Raw genomic sequence first — 19,853 nt, 5'->3', positions numbered from 1 at the left:
AGAGGTTTGGCGTCATGGAACACATCGCCGCATTGCTCTTCGTCGTCGGCTGTTCGAGCACGATGACCGATTGCCGGGAACTCGAAGTGCCGGTCAGCGTCTTTGAGACCGAACAGGCCTGCATCGTCGAGAGGCCGTTCGCCCTCGGCGACCTGCAGGGCCAGGCTCCCCACATCATCGGCAAATGCCTCGCCGTCGATCCGGCGCTGGAGGACGATTACGACCAGATTGCCTGGAACGTGCGGCCCGACGGCACGCTGGTCGCATCCCTGGAGGTTTCCGGCATGCTTGTCGCGTCGAATGCCGAGCGCCCGCAAAAAGACTATTTTAAACAACAGTAAGATCAGGCAGGCAAAGGCCGCTTTTTCATGCTAAATGCCTGTCGGTACTGCCGAAAGTGAGGACAAAAGTGAGGAGCAATTCTATGCGGAAGATGATCATTGCCATGGTTGCCGTGGTCGCCGTCAGCGGCTGCACCACCACCGAGCAGGACGTCGTCGGCGGCGGTCTGATCGGCGCCGGCATCGGCGGCCTGGTCGGCGGCGGCAAGGGCGCGCTGATCGGCGCGGCCGTCGGCGCCGGATCGGGCCTCCTGGTTCGCAATCTGCGCAACGGCTGGTGCATATATCGCCACCGTGACGGCACGACCTACCGGGCCCGCTGCAACTAGTTCAGTGCCGAAACCGGAGGCCCGGCTGCCGGCCTCCGGTTCTCCTCGGACTCAAATTGCTGATTCGCCAGCCAAAGACTTTTGGCCCGCTCACGCGGCCAGCGGGATCCTGATTTCCACCTTCAGTCCATCGTCGCGGTAGTCGCGCGCGATCGTGCCGTGCAATTCGCGCGTGACATTGAGGTCTATCAGCTTGGTGCCGAAGCCGGTCTTGGCCGGCGCTTCGAGATCCTTCTGACCCGTTTCGCGCCAGTTCAAGAGCAGCGTCCGCTCGCGACCGCGCCCTTCGACGCTCCAGTCGACCTTGAGGGCCCAGTTTCCCTTGATTGAATTGGCCGAACTGCCGGCTTCGCCATATTTCAGCGCGTTGGTGGCGAGTTCGTGGAAGGTCAGCCCGAGCGCTTGCGTCGTCGTCTCGTCGAGCAGCACCTCCGGCCCCGACAGCACCCCTTCGGGAAGATCCTTGCCGAACACCTGCCCGAGCTCGATGCGCAGCAGGTCGCTGAGATCGGCCTTCTGCCAGCGCGAGCGCGTCAGCATATCCTGCGATGCCGCCATGGCCTGGAGGCGCGCCGCGAACGAAGCTGAGAACTCCTTGACGTCGGTGGCTTGCGAGGCTGTCTGCCGCGCGATCGCCAGCACGCGGGTGATCGAATTCTTGATGCGGTGCTTCATTTCCTGCAGGATCAGATCCTTTTCCAGCAGGCTCTTCTCGGTCGCCTCGTGCAGCGCCGATTTCGCGTCATAGGCGCGCTCCTGGTAGCGCGCCACCAGTGCGATGGCGCCCGCGAGCAACAGGCCGAACAGCCCGAGCATGACCGGAATGGCGCGCGAGGACGGCGGCTCGAAGGCGCTTGTCGGCCGAAACAACAAGGTCCACGGCTGGCCGGCCACGACGATATCGCGACGCGCCAGAAGCTTCGCCCCGATGCGTTCCGCCGGCGGCGCCTCCGAACGGAACAAAAGATTGCCAGCCTCAGGCTTGCCGTCATAGACCTCGACATTGACCGGCAGCAGCGGCGAATGGCTGAGCGCGACCTGGAACAGGTCCTGCGCGCGGAAGGCAGCGTAGAGAAAACCGGCTGTCGAGGAGCGGCTTGCGTTGATCACCTCGGGCGCGGTTTCGACGTTCAGCCGCACGAAAACCAGGAATCCGGTGAAGGTCTGCGCCACGCCGGCGCCCTGGCCGAGCTGGACCATGCCGCTCGCATGCTGCTGGTCGTCGGCCATCGCCTTTTCGATCGCCGCACGCCGTACTGGCTCGCTGAACATGTCGAAGCCGATGATCGACTGGTTGGACGTATCGAGCGGCTCGAACAGCACGATCGGCGTGCGCCATTGCTGGGTCGTCGCGGGGTAGATCGGGTGCGCCGACCCAAGGTCGTGCAGGATATCGCGCTCGACCGCCGCCTCGTCGCCGGTCTTGGCGAGCCTCAGGAAGCCGATACCGCGCAGCCCCGCGAAATTGTCGTCGATATCGAGCGCGGTGAAGAAGGCCTTGAATTCGCCCCGCGTGATGTCGCCGTTGCGCGCATCGAACAGCGCCTGCGTAGAACGCAGCAGCGACAGATGCAGGTCGATGCGGCTCTGGATACGGCTCAGCGCATCGTCGGCGACGCCCTCGAACTTGATCCGCGCCGCCTCCTGCGTCGCGAAATAGGCAAACCCTGCCATGGTCAGGCTGATCAGCGCGACGGCGACAAAGGCAACGATCGGAAAGAGCTTCTTCAAATCAAGGATGCGGCCCGTGGACGGTCGACGACCTTTATGGGCAAGTCTCCGCGTCAACACAATGGCGCGGTCAAACCATCACTGCAGCTGGCACATCACGCAGCCGTTAATTAGCCGGCTATCCATTCGGCTTCATGCCGCGATTTTCAGCGCGCCTGGACCCGGAATGGCGCCTGGCGGGCATTTACCCAAAATGATCATGCCGAGCACCTCGTCCTGAGTGACGTCGGTCGTGCGCGCGGTGCCAACCACCTGGCCGTTCTTCATCACGCAGACCCGGTCGGCGAGATCGAACACGTCGTGGATGTCGTGGCTGATCAGGAAGATGCCGATGCCGTCGGCCTTGAGCTGCTTGACCAGTTCGCCGACCTGCGCTGTCTCCTGCGGGCCGAGCGCGGCCGTCGGCTCGTCCATGATCAGGATACGGGCGTTGAACAGGATCGCGCGCGCGATCGCCACCGACTGCCGCTGCCCACCCGACAGCTTGATGACCGGTTCCTTGAAGCGCTGGAAACGTGGATTGAGCCGGCCCATCACCTTGCGCGCCTCGGCTTCCATGGCGACGTCGTCCAGCGTGCCCCAGCCGGTCATCAGCTCGCGGCCGAGGAAGAGATTGGCGGCGGCATCGACATTGTCGGCCAGCGCCAGCGTCTGGTAGATCGTCTCGACACCGTATTTCTTGGCGTCGCGCGGATTGGAGATCGAAGCCTCCTCGCCATTGATGAAGATCTGTCCGCTGTCGCGCTTGTAGGCGCCGGACAGGATCTTGATCAGCGTCGACTTGCCGGCGCCGTTGTGGCCGAGCAACGCCATCACTTCGCCGGGGAAGAGATCGACCGACGCATCGTCGACGGCGCGGATGCCGCCGAAGGCGATCGAGATGTTGCGCATGTCGACCAGCGGAACGCCGGCGGGAGCGGTCTTGTCAGCCATGATCCTTTTCCTCCCTATTGCTCAAACGCGCTTGCGATAGAGGGTGTCGAGCCACACCGCGACGACCAGCACGGCGCCGACGACGATGCTCTGCAGCGGCGAGTCGACGCCGAGCAGCACCATGCCGGATTGCAGCGACTGCATCAGAAGCGCGCCGAGCATGGCGCCGAGCACGGTTCCGGAACCGCCGGCGAGCGAGGTGCCGCCGATGACGGCCGCGGCGATGACCAGCAGCTCGTCCAGCGTTCCGAGCACATTGGTGGACGAGTTCTGCCTGGCCGACGAGATCGCCGCCGCGATCGTCGCCAGCACGCCCATGATCATGAACACCTTCATGGTGATCCAGCGTGTGTTGATGCCGGCAAGGTTCGCCGCTTCCGGATTGCCGCCGATGGCAAAGACATAGCGGCCGAAGCGCGTGCGCTTGGTGACGAAGGTCATGATCAGGCCGACCGCGACCGCCATCAGCACCGGGATGGCGATGCCATGCGCGATGAACAGCCCGCCTTCGGGCACGGTGATGTTGTTGGCGGCGGCGTAGCGGTTCACGATGCCGACCGGCCACGGATAGGAGTTGGCGAGCCACACCGCGCCCAGGATGATCGCGCAGGTGACCGTGGCAAGCAGCGTCTCGGCCCAGACCGGGCGCAGCGGGAAGCGGAAGCGCTTGCGCTGCACACGGCCGTTGAAATGCATGAAAATGACCGCCAGGCAGGCGACGACGCCGACGACCCAGCTCCATTTGGCGCCGATCGCGCCCGCAGGGCCGCCGCCCATGAGCTGGAAGGTGGCGTCGAGCGGCGCCACCGTCTGGCCGCTGGTGACCCACCAGGCAGCACCCCGCCACACCAGCAATCCGCCGAGCGTGACGATGAAGGCCGGCACTTCCAGATAGGCGATGATGAAGCCCTGGAAGGCGCCGATGATGAGGCCGAGCGCAAGGCCGATCAGCAATGCCAGGACCCAGATCCACGGGTTGCCGAGCTCAAGCCCGACGAAGCGGACCAGGAAATGCACCTGGGCAAAGCCCATGACCATTCCGATCACCCCTTCGGCCGATCCGACGGAAAGGTCGATGTTACGCATGACGATGACCAGCACCATGCCGGAGGCCATGATCGCCACAGCCGAAGTCTGCACCGACAGGTTCCAGAGATTGCGCGGCGTGAGGAAGGTGCGGCTGTCGAAGTCGAGCGGATTGACGCCAAGCCGCAGGCTGGAGATCACATGCAGCCCGACCCAGATCAAGAGCAGCGCGCCGATCATGCCGAGCATGCGGGTGTCGAGCTCGGTCGCCTTCAGGAACCGGGCGACAGCGCCGAGTTCCGACGCGCGCGCGGTGTCCGCCGGTTGCGTGGACGTCGTGTCGGTCATGATTTCCTCCCGCCGGCCTGCCGTCTTACGCGGATGCCGAAATCGAGCTTAAAAACTATCCGCGCGGGGCGGAAACACAAATCTTTTTGAGAAAACGCCGCGGCTTCAAAGCAATCCCAGGAAAAGTGCGTAGCGGTTGGGCTCGGCGACTTCGCCGTAGCCTTCCGTCCGGGATTGCGAACGCAAAGGACAGGAGCGGTTCATTGAACCGCTCCTGCCCGCGGCGCAGGTATTTCGATCGAACGTCGGCAAGGCTCAGTTGCAGACCTTGACGCTGCCGGCGGCAACGCCCGCGCAGACTTCGTCCTTCTTGATCCAGCCGGCGTCGATGACGACGTTGAGATTGTCCTTGGTGATCGCGATCGGGGTCAGGAACAGCGACTTGACGGTGTTGCCGCCGGGCGTCGTGAAGTCCTTGGCGCCGGCGATGTCGCCCATCTTCTTGCCGTCGGCGAGCTGCGAGGCGATCTCGGCGGCGTTCTTGCCGAGCTCGCGCGCGTCCTTCCAAACTGACACGGTCTGCGTGCCGAGCGCGATGCGGTTGAGCGCCGCGTGGTCGCCATCCTGGCCGGAGACCGGAACGGTCCCGGCCAGACCTTGAGCCGTCAGCGCCGCGACGACGCCGCCAGCGGTGCCGTCATTGGCCGCCACGACCGCGTCGACCTTGTTGTCGTTGGCGGTCAGGAACTGCTCCATGTTCTTCTGCGCGTTGGCGGGCAGCCAGCCGTCGGTATAGGCCTCGCCGACATTCTTGATCTTGCCGCTGTCGATGGCTTCCTTCAGGACTTCCATGGAGCCCGAGAACAGGAAGTCGGCGTTCGGATCGGCGCCCGAGCCCTTGATGAAGACGTAGTTGCCTTCGGGCTTCACCTTGAACACTTCGCGGGCCTGCATGCGGCCGACTTCCTTGTTGTCGAAGGTCAGGTAGAAGACGTCCTTGTTCTCGATCAACCGGTCATAGCCGACGACCGGGATGCCCTCATCGAGCGCCTTCTGCACCGCCGGGCCGATCGCCGAGGCATCCTGCGCCAGGATGATCAGCGCGTTGGCGCCCTGCGAGATCAGGCTTTCGACGTCGGTCAGCTGCTTGCCCGGATTGGACTGCGCGTCGGCCGAGATATACTTGTCGCCGGCGGCCTCGATGGCCTTCTTCATCGCCGCTTCGTCCGTCTTCCAGCGCTCTTCCTGGAAATTCGACCATGAAACGCCGATCACCTTGCCCTTCGCCTCGGCGACCGACATCAGCGTCAGCGACATGGCAACGCCCGCCAGGATGGCGGCTGCGAATTTCTTCATGATATCCTCCCTGCGCCCCGTGCGGCGCGACCCAGACTGGCCCGAAGGCCGGCACAGAGGCTTTTTTTCGAGCCTCAAAAAAATAGTGATCCAGCAAAACGATGCTGTCAACTGCGATTCTGATGGGTTTTGATGGGTCCGAGCATTTTTTTCGGCATCCGCAATAAATAATGACATGGACCTTGGCTTCTGCCACAATCCCTAGCATGTCAGCGACAGGCCATGCATCATCACAAGGCCGCGATGACCCGGGAGGATGTGCGAGATAATGTCGGTCGGAATCCGCCACGACGATTTGCGCCGGCGCAACCGCGCCATGGTGATTTCGGCGGTGCGCCGCGCCGGCCAGCCCTCGCGCACGGAGATTGCCGCCACCACCGGGCTCAGCCACTCGACCATTTCGGCGATCTCCGCCGATCTGATCCAGGAAGGCATCCTCAGCGAAAGCAAGGCCAGTGAGCCGACGGCGTTGAAACGCGGCCGGCCGCAGATCGGCCTGGCGCTGAACCCCGAAGCCGCGGCGGTGCTGACCGTGGTGTTGTCGCTCAACTTCCTGTCGGTTGCCGTGATCGACTATGCCGGCCAGGTGGTTGCCGAGGAGCAGCAGCGCCTGGACACCCTTGTCATGCCCCGCGACGAGCTGATCGGCCAATGCATGGCGATCGTCCGGCGCCGGCTGCAGGATCCCGACCTCGACCTGGGCAGCGTCGCGCGCATCGCCATGGGGATCCAGGGCATCACCGATTCCCACTCACGCGCCATGCTGTGGTCGCCGATCACGCCGCTGACCGACATTCCGTTCGCCGACCTCCTCGAGAAGGAATTCGGCATTCCCGCCACCATGGAGAACGACTGCAACATGATGGCGGTGGCGCTGCAATGGCGCGATCCCGATCGCTATCGCAACGACTTCATCGCCATCCTCTTGTCGCACGGCATCGGCATGGGTTTGGTGCTGAAGGGCGCGCTGTTCACGGGCACGCATTCCTCGGGCGGCGAGTTCGGGCACATGATCCACCGTCCGGGCGGCGCGCTTTGCCGCTGCGGCAGGCGCGGCTGCGTCGAGGCCTATGCCGGCAATTACGCGATCTGGCGCAGCGCCATGGGAATAAGCGAGGATGCCGCGCCGACCGACGTCGGCGATGCCGACATGCGCGCGCTGGCCGCGAAGGCCCGGCAGGAGGACGGCCCCGAGCGAGAGGCCTATCGCCGGGCAGGCGAGGCGCTGGGCTTCGGTCTCGGCAGCCTTTTCGCCCTCATCGACCCGGCGCCGGTCGCCATGGTCGGTGTCAGCGCGGCCGCATTCGACCTGATCGAGCCGGCGCTAAGGGAGGCGATCGCCCAGACCGCCGGCGGCCAGCACTCCGAATCGATCTCCTTCGACACCGAGCCGAACGAATTGCCGCTGATCCGCGAAGGCTGCGCCATGCGCGCGCTGACCTTCGTCGACCAGGAGATTTTCGCGCCGGGAGGCCAGGCGAGAAGCGGCGCGGGGAAGAACGTCGCCTGATCAGCCTTGAAGTGATCGTCGGTTTCCATGTCCTGCTAGAGCATGTCTCCCGAAAGTGGAAGCCGGTTTCGGGACGAAGACATGCGTAAAATCAAAAGCCTAAGCGCATGAAGCGAAGCGCTTTAGGCGCTGGAAGTTAGCGAAGACCCCGCAGCTTCGTCATTCCAGGGCGGAGCAGGAGCGAAGCTCCGTCGCGTAGACCCTGGAATCCATGCCGTTACCTCGATCGCAGGCGCAGCGGAGCAGAATTCTGCACCGCCCCGGCGCCTCGAAGTCACGGAATGGATCCTCGGGTCTGCGCTGCGTCGCTACGCTCCTTGCTCCGCCCGTGGATGACGAAGCATGAGCGTCTCGGCTAATCGCCGACGCATGCGATCCGCTGACACAGAACGGTCAGCGTCTTCGCACCCTACCCCTAATCCTCGCGGATCGCGTACCCCGCCCCGCGGATGGTGCGGATGACGTCCGGCATGCGGCCGTTGTTGACCGCCTTGCGCAGGCGGCCGACATGGACGTCCACGGTACGCTCGTCGATATAGATCGTCTCGCCCCAGACATTGTCGAGCAGTTGGCTGCGCGAGAACACGCGGCCGGGATGACGCATCATGAACTCGAGCAGGCGGAACTCGGTCGGGCCGAGCCTGATCTCGCTCTTCTTACGATAGACGCGGTGCGATTCGCGGTCGAGCACGATGTCGCCGACCTTGAGCACGCTGGACAGCACCTCCGGCTTGGCGCGGCGCAGCAGCGCCTTGACGCGGGCCATGAACTCCGGCGTCGAGAACGGCTTGACCAGATAATCGTCGGCGCCGGTCGAAAGGCCGCGCACGCGGTCGCTTTCTTCTCCCCGCGCCGTCAGCATGATGATCGGCAGCCGCTCGGTCTCGGGCCGCATCCTGAGACGCCGGCAGAGCTCGATGCCGGACACCGCAGGCACCATCCAGTCGAGCACGAGCAGGTCGGGAACGTTTTCCTGAAGGCGGATTTCGGCCTCGTCGCCGCGGGTCACCACTTCCACCTGGTAACCTTCGGATTCGAGATTGTAGCGGAGCAGCACCCCCAGCGGCTCCTCGTCCTCCACCACCATGATGCGTGGCGCGATCATCGGGGTAACCTTCTCGTCAGGCCGCCGGCGCCGACATTGCCGTCTCGTCCTGCTTCGGACGGTTGGCGGGCAATTGCGTGCCGGTCAACACATAATAGGCGTTCTCGGCGATGTTGGTCACATGGTCGCCGATGCGCTCGAGATTCTTGGCGCAGAACAGAAGATGCGTGCAAGCGGTGATGTTGCGTGGGTCCTCCATCATGTAGGTCAAAAGCTCGCGGAAGACGGAGGTGTATTTGACGTCGATGCGCTCGTCGTCGTTGCGAAGCTTGGCCAGCGCCGTGGCGTCGCCCACTGTGTATTCCTGGATCACGCCCTGGACCTGGATCAGCACCAGCTGCGCCATGGAATCGATCGAATGCGTGAGGTCGCGCGGCGCGGCGCTGACGCCGACCGAGCCGACGCGCTTGGCGATGTTCTTGGCGAGATCGCCGATGCGCTCGAGGTCGCCCGCCATGCGGATCGAGCCGACCACGTTTCGAAGATCGTCCGCCATCGGCTGGCGCTTGGCGATCAGCGTGATGGCGCGGTCGTCGAGCTCGCGCTGACGCGCGTCCATGATGGCATCGTCGGAGACGACGCGCTGCGCCAGCGCATTGTCGCTTTCAAGCAGCGCCCTGGTCGAGGCGCCGACCATCGAGCCGGCGAGGTCGCCCATGTCGTTGATGAGCCGGCTAATCTGCCTCAAGTCCTCGTCGAAAGAGGCGACGGTATGTTCGGCCATGATGATGTCCTCGTATGTCTTCAGCCGAAGCGGCCGGTGATGTAGTCCTGCGTGCGCTTCTCGCGGGGCGAGGTGAAGATCTTCTCGGTCCGGTCGAACTCGACCAGCTCGCCCAGATACATGAATGCCGTCTGCCGCGAGACGCGCGCCGCCTGCTGCATGTTGTGGGTGACGATGACGATCGTGTAGTCGGCCTGCAATTCGTCGATCAGTTCCTCGATCTTGGCCGTCGACAGCGGATCCAGCGCCGAGGCCGGCTCGTCGAGCAGGATGACCTCGGGCTTCACCGCCACGGTGCGGGCGATGCACAGGCGCTGCTGCTGGCCGCCCGACAGGCTCTGGCCGCTGGCGTTGAGCTTGTCCTTGACCTCGTTCCAGAGCGCGGCGCGCTTCAGCGCCGACTCAACGCGGTTGTCCATCTCCGCCTTGCTGATCTTCTCATAGAGCCTGACGCCGAAGGCGATGTTTTCATAGATCGACATCGGGAACGGCGTCGGCTTCTGGAACACCATGCCGATCTTGGTCCTGAGCAGGTTGAGGTCCTGCGAGCGGTCGAGGATGTTCTTGCCGTCGAGCAGCACCTGGCCCTCGGCGCTCTGCTTCGGATAGAGCTCGTAGATGCGGTTCAAAACGCGCAGCAGCGTCGACTTCCCGCAGCCCGACGGGCCGATGAAGGCCGTCACGCTGCGCTCGGGTAGGGACAGGTTGATGTCCTTCAGCGCCTTCGACTGGCCATAGTAGAAGTTGAGGTTCTTGACCTCGATCTTGGCCTTCTCGACGGTCGTGTCGGGTGCGTTCAGGTCGGTGGACAACATCGGTTTCATCTGTCCTCTCTGCGTCCGGTTAGGCTGCGGGCGAAGATGCTCAGCCCGAGAACCGTCAGGGTGATTATGAGTGCGCCCGTCCAGGCCAGCTGCTGCCATTCCTCATAAGGGCTGAGAGCGAACTGGAAGATGGTCACCGGCAGGCTGGCCATCGGGGCATTGAGATTGCTCGACCAGAACTGGTTGTTGAGCGCGGTGAAGAGAAGCGGCGCCGTCTCGCCGGAGATGCGGGCGATCGCCAAAAGGATACCGGTGACGATGCCGGACAGCGCCGCGCGGTAGGCGACGGAGCGGATCACCACCCAGCGCGGCGCGCCGATGGCGGTGCCTGCCTCGCGCAGCGCGTTGGGCACGAGGTTCAGCATGTCCTCGGTGGTGCGCACCACCACGGGGATCACCAGGATCGACAGCGCGACGGCGCCGGCAATCGCCGAGAAATGCCCCATCGGCCGTACCAGCAGCTCATAGACGAACAGGCCGATGATGATCGACGGCGCCGACAAAAGGATGTCGTTGATGAAGCGCACGATCGTCGTAAGCCGCGAGAAGCGCCCGTATTCGGCCATGTAGGTGCCGGCCAGCACACCGATCGGCGTGCCGACGACGATACCGATGATCGTCATCACGATGCTGCCGTAGATGGCGTTGAGCAGGCCGCCGGCATCGCCGGGCGGCGGCGTCATTTGCGTGAAGACGGCGAGGTTCAACCCGGAGAGCCCCTTGTAGAGCAGGGCGCCGAGGATCAGCGCCAGCCAGGCGAGGCCGATGCCCGCCGCGACGACGCACAGCGCCATCATCACCGCATTCTTGCGTTTGCGGCTTTGGTGAAGCGATTGGGCAGTCGACATCGGTCAGGCTCCCGTGCGGCTATCGATGCGCAACAGCATGTAGCGTGCGAGCGCGAGGATGATGAAGGTGATGATGAACAGGATCAGGCCGAGCGACACCAGCGAGGACGTGTAGAGAGCGCCGTCGGCTTCGGTGAATTCGTTGGCGATGGTCGCCGAGATCGTCGTGCCCGGCGCGAACAGCGAAGCGCTGATGCGGTGCGCGTTGCCGATGACGAAGGTGACGGCCATCGTCTCGCCGAGCGCGCGGCCGAGGCCGAGCATGACGCCACCCATGATGCCGACGCGGGTATAGGGGATGGTCACGCGCCGGGTCACTTCCCAGGTCGTGCAGCCGATGCCGTAGGCCGATTCCTTCAGCACCGCCGGCACCGTGTCGAACACGTCCTTGGTGATCGAGGTGATGAAGGGCAGCACCATGATGGCGAGGATCAGCGACGAGGTCAGCAGGCCGATGCCGTAGGGCGGACCGGCGAACAGGCTGGAGAGGCCCGGTATGCCGTGGAAGATGTTGATGATGAAGGGCTGCACCGTCGTCTGCAGGAACGGCGCGAAGACGAACAGGCCCCAGATGCCGTAGATGATCGAGGGAATGCCGGCGAGCAGTTCGACCGCGATGCCGATCGGGCGCCGGAGCGGGCGCGGGCAAAGCTCGGTCAGGAAGACGGCGATGCCGATGCCGATCGGCACGGCGATGAGTATGGCGATGGCCGAGGTGACGATGGTGCCGTAGATGGGCGCGAGCGCGCCGAAATTCTCGGTGACCGGGTTCCAGGATTCGGTGGTCAGGAAGGAGAAGCCGAACTTCGACAGCGCCTCCCACGAGCCGGCGATCAGCGAGATCGCGACGCCGCCGAGGAGAACCAGCACGAGGATGGCGGAAAGGCGCGTGGCCGTCCGGAAGGCCATGTCGGTGAAGGCGAAGCGGCGCACTGTCGCTTCTCTGGTCCGCAGGGCGGACGATGTCGCGGCTTCGGAAACGGCTGTCATTGAGCCCCTCGCATTTCGAAAGAGACAGGAGGGCGCCAAAGACGCCCTCCTTATTCCGCAGGTATTATATTACATGCCGGAGTAGAGCGGCTTGCCGCTCGCGTCGACGATGTCCTTGCCCCACATTTGCTCGACGCTCTTCACGACGGCGTCGGGCATCGGGACGTAGTCCAGGCTGGAGGCCAGGTCGTCGCCCTTGGCATAGGACCAGGCGAAGAATTTGAGCGCTTCGGTCGTGGCCGCCGCGTCGTCCGGCTTCTTGTAGACGAGGATCCAGGTGGCCGACGTCATCGGCCAGGATTCAGCGCCCGGCTGGTTGGCCAGGATGACGCCGTAGCCCGGCTGCGAGCTCCAGTCGGCATTGGCCGCGGCGGCGGAGAAGGCAGCGGCGGTCGGCTCGACCTTCTTGCCGTCCTTGTTCACCATGTCGGCATAGGTGAGCTTGTTCTGCTTGGCATAGGCATATTCGACATAGCCGATCGCGCCGCCGGTCTGCGAGACGTTGTTGGCGACGCCTTCATTGCCCTTGGCGCCGATGCCCACCGGCCACTCGAGCGCGGTGTTGACACCGACTTTCGACTTCCAGTCGGCGCTGACGTCGGCCAGGTAGTAGCTGAAGTTGAACGTGGTGCCGGAGCCGTCAGAACGGTGGACGACCGCGATCGCCTGGTCGGGCAGCTTGACGGAGGGGTTGAGCTTCTTGATCGCTTCGTCATTCCAGTTGGTGATCTTGCCAGCGAAGATGTCGGCCAGCGTCGGACCGTCGAGCACCAGCTCGCCCGGCTTGACGCCTTCGAGGTTGACGACCGGAACGATGCCGCCCATCACCATCGGGAACTGAGCGAGCCCGGTGGAGTTGAGATCCTCGCCCTTCAGCGGCGCGTCGGAAGCGCCGAAGGTCACGGTCTTGGCCTTGATCTGCTTGATGCCGCCGCCGGAGCCGATCGACTGGTAGTTAAGGCCGATGCCGGTCTCCTTCTTGTAGGCGTCGGCCCACTTCGCATAGATCGGATAGGGGAAGGTGGCGCCGGCGCCGGAAATGTCGGCAGCCATCGCGGCGGTGATGCTAAGGGTTGATGCCGCAGCCATTGCAATCGCAACGGCCGCCGAGCGGATGAAATGTCTCATGTGGCCTGCTCCTGTTCGGAAGATGGTCTTTCGGCACCCGTTCTATCGGCGCCCGGTGAGCGCAATAGCCCTCGATTATTACAGTCGCATGACAGTTTCGTGTCAGCCCAGTAACGCCTGAAAAGGGGATATCTGGAGAGGTCCGAGCGACCTCGAAGGACCGGCCGGAGTTTGCCGCGGGAATCAGTAACTTGTCTGACTTTTGAATCAAAAATTATCCCGGCGGCCGGGTCACGGCCGCCGGGAAATAAAATCCGGACGAGAGTGCGTTGCCTGAAAGCCAGAGCGGATCATGGCATGGCCGTCGCCGAAAACAGGGCCCGTTGGGGTAGAGTCGACGCTGTTTCTTGTTGGCGGTCGCTGCTCCCGCCCGTAACTGAAAGGCGGAATCAATGACTACATTGTCCGAACTTGGCTCATGCTTTGGTATGGTGCGATCGCACCATACGCATGCGTCAGTCTGTTGCCTCCATCCTGCCCGCCAAATTCGTTCTAACCGGCGTTGCGCCGGGTCTCGACGTCCGATCCCAGCCAGCGCTCGAGCTTTTCGAGCAGCGCCCGCGGACTGATCGGCTTCGGCAGGTAGTCGTCCATACCGGCCTCCAGGCAGCGTTCGCGGTCGCCCTTCAGCGCATGCGCCGTGACGCCGACGATCGGCACATGCGTGCCCATGTCCTCCTCGAGCCGGCGGATGGCGCCCGTAGCCTCCAGCCCGTTCATTTCCGGCATCGATACATCCATCAGGATCATGCGCGGATTGAGCCTGCCGAAGGCGTCGAGCGCCTTGCGGCCGTTGCCGACGATCTCGAAGCGGTAACCGGTCTCGCCAAGGATCTGGGTGAACACCAGCTGGTTCACCTCATTGTCCTCGGCGACGAGGATGTCGAGCCCGCGCTCCGCATCGGTTGGGCGCGCCCGCGCCGGCGGTGGCTGCAGCATGGCGCGGTCCGATGCCGCCGCCTGCGCCGGCGCGGCTTGCGGCGGGCTGTTGCCAGCGGCGGGTTGCGCCGCGGCGCTGCTGTGGCGATGACGCTGGATGGTCGCCACCAGCGTTTCCAGGAGGATGGAGGAGCGCGCCGGCTTGATAAGCTGCGCATCGATGCCGAGGTCGCGATAGGCCGTGTTGGCAAGCGACTGGTCGACCGAGGTCAGCATGATGATGGGCGTATGCGCCAGGCCCGCCGTGCTGCGCACGATGCGCGCCATCTCGGCGCCGGTCATGCCGGGCATCTGGTAGTCGAGCACCACGCAGTCGACCGGCACGCCATAGGCGGCGGCGGCGATAAGCACCTTCAACCCCTCGGCGCCGCTTTCGGCCGCGCAGGAATCGAACGTCCACGACGCCATCTGCTCGCTCAGGATCGAACGGTTGACGGCGTTGTCGTCGACGATGAGCACGCGCGCGCCGGTGACGTCGACCGGCATGATGCGTTGCCCGCCCTGCTCGGCCCTGGGCAGGGTGACCGTGAACCAGAAGGTCGAGCCCTTGCCCTCGGCGCTGTCGACGCCGATCTCGCCACCCATCATCTCGACCAGCCGCGAGGTGATGGCAAGGCCGAGCCCTGTACCTTCGTGCCGCCTGGTCGAGGACGTATCGACCTGGCTGAATTTTTCGAAGACCAGCTTCAGCTTCTCTTCCGGAATGCCGATGCCGGTGTCGGTGACCGAGATGGTGAGCCTTGTTCCCGCCGGAACCCGCTCGCCCATGACGTCGACCAGCACATGCCCTTCGTCGGTGAATTTCACGGCGTTGCCGAGCAGGTTGGTGACGATCTGCCTGACGCGGCCGACATCGCCGATGAACTGACCGTCGAGCCCAGGCTGGACGCGGACGATGAGCTCGAGATCCTTCTCCTTGGCGCGCGTCGATACCAGCGTTGCCACGTCCTCGATCGCCTCGGCGAGATTGAAGGGCGCCGGATCGAGCACCATCTGGCCGGCGTCGATCTTGGAGAAGTCGAGGATGTCGTTGATGATGGTGAGCAGCGCGTTGCCGGACTTGACGATGATGTCGGTGAACGTCTTCTGCTTCGGATCGAGATCCGACTTTGCCAGCAGTTCCGCCATTCCAAGAACCCCGTTCATCGGCGTGCGTATCTCGTGGCTCATATTGGCGAGGAATTCGGACTTGGCCCGGTCGGCGAGCACGGCACGCCGCTGCGCTTCGCTCAGCTCGGCCTCGCGCTGCTTGAGCTCGGTGATGTCGGTGGTGGAGCCGATCAGGTAGAGCGAGCCGTCCGAGGCTATCATCGCGCCCTTGCGCGCGAACTGGTGCCTGACGCTGCCGTCCGGCATCGTCACCGTCTCCTCGATCTCCTGCGTTTCGCCGGTGCGCAGCACGGCAAGGTCGCCAGCGACGAAAGCTTCGCCGTCCGCGCCGAATATCTCGACGTCGGTCTTGCCGACCGCTTCTTCCTTGCTGAAGCCGGTGAGATCGCACCAGCCCTTGTTGACGTAGAATTGCCTGAGGTCCGAGCGCTTGGCGTAGATCGACACCGGCACATTGTCGATAAGGCTGCGGAACACCTCGTTCTCGCTCATGCTTGCCTTGAGCGCCTGCTCGCGCGCCTTGACATCGGTGATGTCGGTGCTGGAGCCGACCAGATGCACCGACCCGTCGGTCGCCACCAGCCGGCTCTTGCGCGTCATCAGCTGCCGCACCGTGCCGTCGCGGTGAGTGACGGCTTCCTCGACCTCGCGCCCCAGGCCGGTCGTGACGACTTCGGTGTCGTCATTGCTGAAACCGTCCGCCTCTTCCGTCGCGAAAAGCGCGCGATCCGTCTTGCCGAGCACCTCGTCCTTGGCGAGGCCGGTCAGCGCGCACCAGGCCTTGTTGACGAATTCGATGCTGAGATCGTCGGCCTTGATGAAGGCGGCCACGGGCAGCTCGTCCATGACGTGCCGGTAGAGGTCGATCTGGCGCATGGAGTCGCGCAGCGCCCTCTCGCGGACCTTGATGTCGGTGATGTCGACGCGCACGCCGATGAACGCGCCATCGTCGGTGCGCATGTCATAGACCTGGTACCAACGCCCATCCGGATTGAGGCGCTCGTAGAAAGAGTTCGGCAAGCGGTACCGCTTGAGCATGGCGTCGAGCCAGCGCTCGGTGTCGACGCCATACAGATCGTCGATCCCGGCGTCGCCGCTCGAGCGGAAATAGCCGACCGAATGGCCGAGAGCCAACGCCTCGCGGAACGTGCGGCCCGGCTGCCAGGCCGGCTTCAGCGCCGGCAGCGTGTCCTGCAGCTTGCGGTTGGCGAAGACGAAGCGGTCGTCAGGATCGTAGATAATGACGCCGGCCGGCAGCGACTCCAGCACGGTGGCGAGGTTCCGCCTTGCGGCCTCGGCCTCGGTCTCGCGCTGTTTCACGTCGGTGATGTCGACATAGGAAATCAGCCGCTTGCCGCCGGGAAGAGGCGCCAGCGAGGCGGCCAGCGTGCGGCCGCCCTTGCGCGGCAACTGTCTGGAACTGGTCATGCCAACAATAATTTCAGCCTCTCGCTGGGCGACGTGACGCTGCCAAGTCGCCTCGTCGGCGCCAAATGGATCGCCGCCACGACTGGCCTCCATAACGTGGCGGAAGCTGCTGCCCACCGGAGCGCTACCCGGCTTGATCCCCCAGAAATCGTAGAAGGCGCGGTTGATCACCTCGGCGCGCAACTCGTCATCGAGGACAATGACGCCAATCGGCATCGAATCGACCATCATCCCGAGATTGGCGAGCGCCATCGAAGTCGCGGCTGCATCCTGGCCCGGCAACACCCCGTTACCGTGCCCCTCGTCGAGGTCTGGCCCGCCGCTGTCCGCCCCGACAGTTCCGTCCGTATCCGCCATTCCTACCCCCAAGGCCGAACCATGCCGGTTCGTCGGCGGAATGTGCCCGACAAGCATTAACGATCCGCTAACCATAATGATTGCAACCGCCTGCCGTCCGGTGCCGTTGAGGCAGATTGCGATCGCGGCACCGGCTGCGCTAATCCGCCCGTTGGCGATCAAGGCAACGACGCATATAAGGTGTCTGAGGTGTTGCTAATGTTTGATCGATTCGCGGCTTTCATCCTGTGCCCGGCGCTGCTTGCGGCGGGCGGCTGCGCGCGCAGCGACGATGGCACGGTGATCGTTCCGAGCCGGATGGATGTCAGGCGTGTCTGGGACGAGGCGCCGCCGGGAACAACCGCGTCGCGGCAGATCGCGTCGGACGTGTTTCCCCTGCCGCCGAGCCTGCCGCAGAGCCCCGTTGTGCGGCGCCATTCCAGGTCCGCTCCGGCGAGACCCTCCTACAACCAGGATCTGCCCGATCAGTCTTCCGACGGACAGAACCCCCTCACCTGCAGGAATGTCGGCGAAAGCGGCAAGCGCTACCGCGTCGTCTGCGAGTGACTTGCCTTAAAGCGCGTCGCGATCTTTCAGATTCGCTCCATGCGTTTTAGGTTTTTGATTTTACGCATGTCTCTATCCCGAAACCGGTTCCCACGTTTAGGAGGCATGCTTTAAATCCGCCGGCCGATGCCGGCTCGGCGGCTTGCCTCGGCACGGATGCCTCAAAGCCGGGAACGGCGGCCGGATCAGTTCGCCGGGAAGAAGGCCGGGCCAACGATGCGCACCGGCTTTGCGCCTGCCGGAGCAACCGGCTTGGGCTGCGCGATCGAACTGGTGGCATTCGCTCCCGTGCCCTGAGCGCTGCTCGACGGAATATCCGAGACTGTGGTGAGGTCCGGTCTTGATGTCGGCAAGGGAATGATGGCGTTTTCCATGTTGCGCGGCGTCACCGTGCGCGCCCTGAGCTCGGCCACACGTTGGGAGTAGCGCTTGAGGTCGCAGGCCTTGAACTCGGCGTCATCGCGATAGCGGAAGGCTGTTGGCAGCTCGGTATAGGGCTTGCGCGTCTCGACCGCCACCATCTGGTCGGTCTCGAGGCTAGGGTCGCTCAGCGTATAGAGATCGACGCCCGCATCGTCGCAGATGTAGCGGCATTGATCGACAGTATCCTTGAGATCCCCGGCCCGCGCGAATTGCGAGTTCGGCGCGGGGAAGAAATAGCCGTCCGAGAGGCGAACGCAAAACAGCATCGCGTTCCCGCCGGACGCCTCCGTGCTGGATGCCTGCTGCTGGGGGGCCTGCTGCCGCTTGGGAGCAGCCTGACAACCGAGGGCGGCGTATCTCGCCTGCAACCCGGAGGAGTCGCGGCCGGAATTGCCGATGCTGGCGATCCGGCGCTGCACCTCGGTCCGGCTCCGGATGAGATCCGCGCAGGGATTGAAGAAGCCCCCGACAGCGCTGCTGGCGGTGCATTTGCGCTGCCTCTCCAGCGCTTGGATCGCGGCAAACTGGCGACGCAGTTGCGCAAGCTCGGGGCTCGCCGCGTGGCCGGACAGCATCTGCCTTCTCAGCGTCGAGCAAGAATCGGCGTAAGAAACCTGCGTCATCGCCAAGATCGTCATGACCACCAGAAATGGCATCTTAAGAAACCGCAACCTCGTCATCGGGTGCCACCCCTATGCGAAAAACGAGTTCGACTTGATCGACGCCAGCTAATTGAGAAAATACTCATGTATATAAAGGTTAGCCAGCGAGACTCCTCTATACTATCTAGGTGATATACTCAATATTGTGAAACAAATATTACGCTTTCACCTCAAGATTGAGGCAGTAACCGAAAACCATCTGGCCATGGCCGGGCCGCGGCGTGATCACGGATCGCTGATGAAACCTTTGACCAGCGATGGACGTTGTTGGCGTTGATGTGATCCGCGCGGTGCAGAGGAGACTGAAAGATGTCCATTCACTTCACCGTCTCTGGCCTGACCAGGAATCTGATCCATTCGCTTGGGCTGGATCATGAGCAGGCGCCGAGACCCCTCACTCCCGAACAAAGCCTTCTGCTGGATTGCTATCTGGCCGGGCAGATCCCGGACTCCGCCTGGAGCGACTATGTCTTCGAGATGCCAGAACTGGAAAAGCACGCCGAGGTCAGGCGCACACGCGGTTTGACCTGAAGCAATTCCAGGAAAAGTGTGAGCGGTTAAGCTCGGCGGCTTCGCGGTAGCCTTCCGTCCGGAATTGCGTCAAACAAACAGTCGGGCCTGCCGCCTACTTCTTCGGCGAGTTGAATTGCAGCGTGAAAACGTTTCCGGCGACACCTTGCGCCAGCGAGGGCGAGAAGCTGAGCGGCAGGCAGTCCTGCATGGCCTTGGTCGCCGCATCGACATAGGCTTTGCGCGCCTTGTCGTCGCCGCCGACATGAACAGCTGTTGTTTTCGGCGGCCCGATCAGCGTGCCGTCGCGTTTGAAGCTGAAGCTGAGCGTGACCGAGGAATTGTCGGAATTGGCCGGCGGCGTCCAGCAGGCGAGCAGGGCGGCGCCGACCTCGTTCATGCTGTTGAGCGATGCGGCGGCCGATGGAAAGGACACAATCGAAAGCGCGCCCGCTATCATCAGAAATCTTGCCGTGTTCATCGCAGGTCCTCGTCGCGGTCGTTGCGCCCCCTGACGGTATCGTAGGGTCCATGACGAGGATGACAATAGGATTTCAGTCCGCCCCTCGGCGAGGCAATCATACTGTCGTGATTTCCGCGCGATGGCGGCGAAAAAGCAAAAGGCCGGCACGCAGCCGACCTTTCCCTTGCCTCGTCATGGCGCCAGTACATCCGTGGTCGCGGCGAGGACTGGAACCAGTAGACAGGTCTTGGGTAAACGAAACCTTAACGCCTATCTCCCGAA

The 19,853-nt window shown here is 63.7% G+C and carries 18 protein-coding genes; 5 read left to right on the top strand and 13 right to left on the bottom strand.

Annotation, left to right across the window (positions count from 1 at the left end; genetic code table 11):
- Nucleotides 1-14: 14 nt before the first annotated feature.
- Together RFM41_RS21010 and RFM41_RS21005 are read left to right on the top strand one after the other, a co-directional pair.
- Entirely contained in the window at nt 15-341 is a 327-nt protein-coding gene (locus tag RFM41_RS21010) for a hypothetical protein (RefSeq protein ID WP_320250692.1), read from the top strand.
- An 83-nt stretch (nt 342-424) separates the two neighbouring features.
- Nucleotides 425-670 carry a YMGG-like glycine zipper-containing protein gene (locus RFM41_RS21005; RefSeq protein ID WP_320250690.1) on the top strand — a complete coding sequence of 82 codons (246 nt, stop codon included), beginning with the start codon at nt 425-427 and terminating at the stop codon, nt 668-670.
- 90 nt (nt 671-760) lie between these two features.
- On the opposite strand, the gene RFM41_RS21000 is transcribed toward RFM41_RS21005, so the two are convergent.
- From RFM41_RS21000 to xylF, 4 genes are all read right to left on the bottom strand, one after another.
- The gene (locus RFM41_RS21000) at nt 761-2,401 is read right to left on the bottom strand and encodes a CHASE domain-containing protein (RefSeq protein ID WP_320250688.1); all 1,641 of its coding nucleotides are present in this window, start codon (nt 2,399-2,401) and stop codon (nt 761-763) included.
- A 132-nt stretch (nt 2,402-2,533) separates the two neighbouring features.
- Nucleotides 2,534-3,334, bottom strand: coding sequence for an ATP-binding cassette domain-containing protein (locus RFM41_RS20995; protein ID WP_320250686.1), 801 nt, complete (start codon nt 3,332-3,334; stop codon nt 2,534-2,536).
- Between the two features lie 21 nt (nt 3,335-3,355).
- Nucleotides 3,356-4,708 carry a sugar ABC transporter permease gene (locus RFM41_RS20990; protein WP_320250684.1) on the bottom strand — a complete coding sequence of 451 codons (1,353 nt, stop codon included), beginning with the start codon at nt 4,706-4,708 and terminating at the stop codon, nt 3,356-3,358.
- A gap of 255 nt (nt 4,709-4,963) precedes the next feature.
- Nucleotides 4,964-6,004, bottom strand: a complete 1,041-nt coding sequence (gene xylF, locus RFM41_RS20985; RefSeq protein ID WP_320250683.1) for a D-xylose ABC transporter substrate-binding protein — start codon at nt 6,002-6,004, stop codon at nt 4,964-4,966.
- 268 nt (nt 6,005-6,272) lie between these two features.
- On the opposite strand from xylF, the gene RFM41_RS20980 reads away from it, so the two are divergent.
- Nucleotides 6,273-7,514: an ROK family protein gene (locus RFM41_RS20980; RefSeq protein ID WP_320250681.1), complete on the top strand. Its 1,242-nt coding sequence runs from the start codon at nt 6,273-6,275 to the stop codon at nt 7,512-7,514.
- Between the two features lie 415 nt (nt 7,515-7,929).
- Here RFM41_RS20980 and phoB read toward each other — a convergent pair whose 3' ends face one another.
- The 7 genes from phoB to RFM41_RS20945 form a co-directional block, all read right to left on the bottom strand.
- On the bottom strand, nt 7,930-8,619 hold the full coding sequence (gene phoB, locus RFM41_RS20975) for a phosphate regulon transcriptional regulator PhoB (RefSeq protein ID WP_010911896.1): 690 nt from the start codon (nt 8,617-8,619) through the stop codon (nt 7,930-7,932).
- A gap of 16 nt (nt 8,620-8,635) precedes the next feature.
- Nucleotides 8,636-9,343 carry a phosphate signaling complex protein PhoU gene (gene phoU / locus RFM41_RS20970; protein ID WP_320250679.1) on the bottom strand — a complete coding sequence of 236 codons (708 nt, stop codon included), beginning with the start codon at nt 9,341-9,343 and terminating at the stop codon, nt 8,636-8,638.
- A 20-nt stretch (nt 9,344-9,363) separates the two neighbouring features.
- Nucleotides 9,364-10,167: a phosphate ABC transporter ATP-binding protein PstB gene (gene pstB / locus RFM41_RS20965; RefSeq protein ID WP_320250678.1), complete on the bottom strand. Its 804-nt coding sequence runs from the start codon at nt 10,165-10,167 to the stop codon at nt 9,364-9,366.
- Nucleotides 10,164-11,015 carry a phosphate ABC transporter permease PstA gene (gene pstA / locus RFM41_RS20960; protein ID WP_320250677.1) on the bottom strand — a complete coding sequence of 284 codons (852 nt, stop codon included), beginning with the start codon at nt 11,013-11,015 and terminating at the stop codon, nt 10,164-10,166. The genes pstB and pstA overlap by 4 nt, the downstream gene beginning before the upstream one ends.
- Nucleotides 11,016-11,018: 3 nt before the next feature.
- Nucleotides 11,019-12,005, bottom strand: a complete 987-nt coding sequence (gene pstC / locus RFM41_RS20955) for a phosphate ABC transporter permease subunit PstC (protein ID WP_320250676.1) — start codon at nt 12,003-12,005, stop codon at nt 11,019-11,021.
- Nucleotides 12,006-12,074: 69 nt separating this feature from the next.
- Nucleotides 12,075-13,133, bottom strand: coding sequence for a phosphate ABC transporter substrate-binding protein PstS (gene pstS / locus RFM41_RS20950; protein WP_320250674.1), 1,059 nt, complete (start codon nt 13,131-13,133; stop codon nt 12,075-12,077).
- Between the two features lie 492 nt (nt 13,134-13,625).
- Nucleotides 13,626-16,967: a response regulator gene (locus RFM41_RS20945; protein WP_320250672.1), complete on the bottom strand. Its 3,342-nt coding sequence runs from the start codon at nt 16,965-16,967 to the stop codon at nt 13,626-13,628.
- Nucleotides 16,968-17,165: 198 nt separating this feature from the next.
- Here RFM41_RS20945 and RFM41_RS20940 point away from each other — a divergent pair, with 198 nt between their 5' ends.
- Nucleotides 17,166-17,513: a hypothetical protein gene (locus RFM41_RS20940; RefSeq protein WP_320250671.1), complete on the top strand. Its 348-nt coding sequence runs from the start codon at nt 17,166-17,168 to the stop codon at nt 17,511-17,513.
- Between the two features lie 185 nt (nt 17,514-17,698).
- Here RFM41_RS20940 and RFM41_RS20935 read toward each other — a convergent pair whose 3' ends face one another.
- Nucleotides 17,699-18,559, bottom strand: coding sequence for a DUF2865 domain-containing protein (locus RFM41_RS20935; RefSeq protein WP_320250670.1), 861 nt, complete (start codon nt 18,557-18,559; stop codon nt 17,699-17,701).
- Nucleotides 18,560-18,907: 348 nt separating this feature from the next.
- Here RFM41_RS20935 and RFM41_RS20930 point away from each other — a divergent pair, with 348 nt between their 5' ends.
- A complete protein-coding gene (locus tag RFM41_RS20930; RefSeq protein WP_320250669.1) occupies nt 18,908-19,129 on the top strand; it encodes a hypothetical protein in 222 nt (73 codons plus the stop codon).
- Between the two features lie 94 nt (nt 19,130-19,223).
- Here the strand turns inward: RFM41_RS20930 and tolA are convergent, their stop codons facing one another.
- Nucleotides 19,224-19,589: a cell envelope integrity protein TolA gene (gene tolA, locus RFM41_RS20925; protein WP_320250667.1), complete on the bottom strand. Its 366-nt coding sequence runs from the start codon at nt 19,587-19,589 to the stop codon at nt 19,224-19,226.
- Nucleotides 19,590-19,853: the final 264 nt, after the last annotated feature.

Source organism: Mesorhizobium vachelliae, from assembly GCF_033977325.1.
Lineage (GTDB): Bacteria > Pseudomonadota > Alphaproteobacteria > Rhizobiales > Rhizobiaceae > Mesorhizobium > Mesorhizobium vachelliae.
Note: the sequence above shows the minus strand (reverse complement) of the source record. Positions and strands in the feature narration are given on the sequence as shown.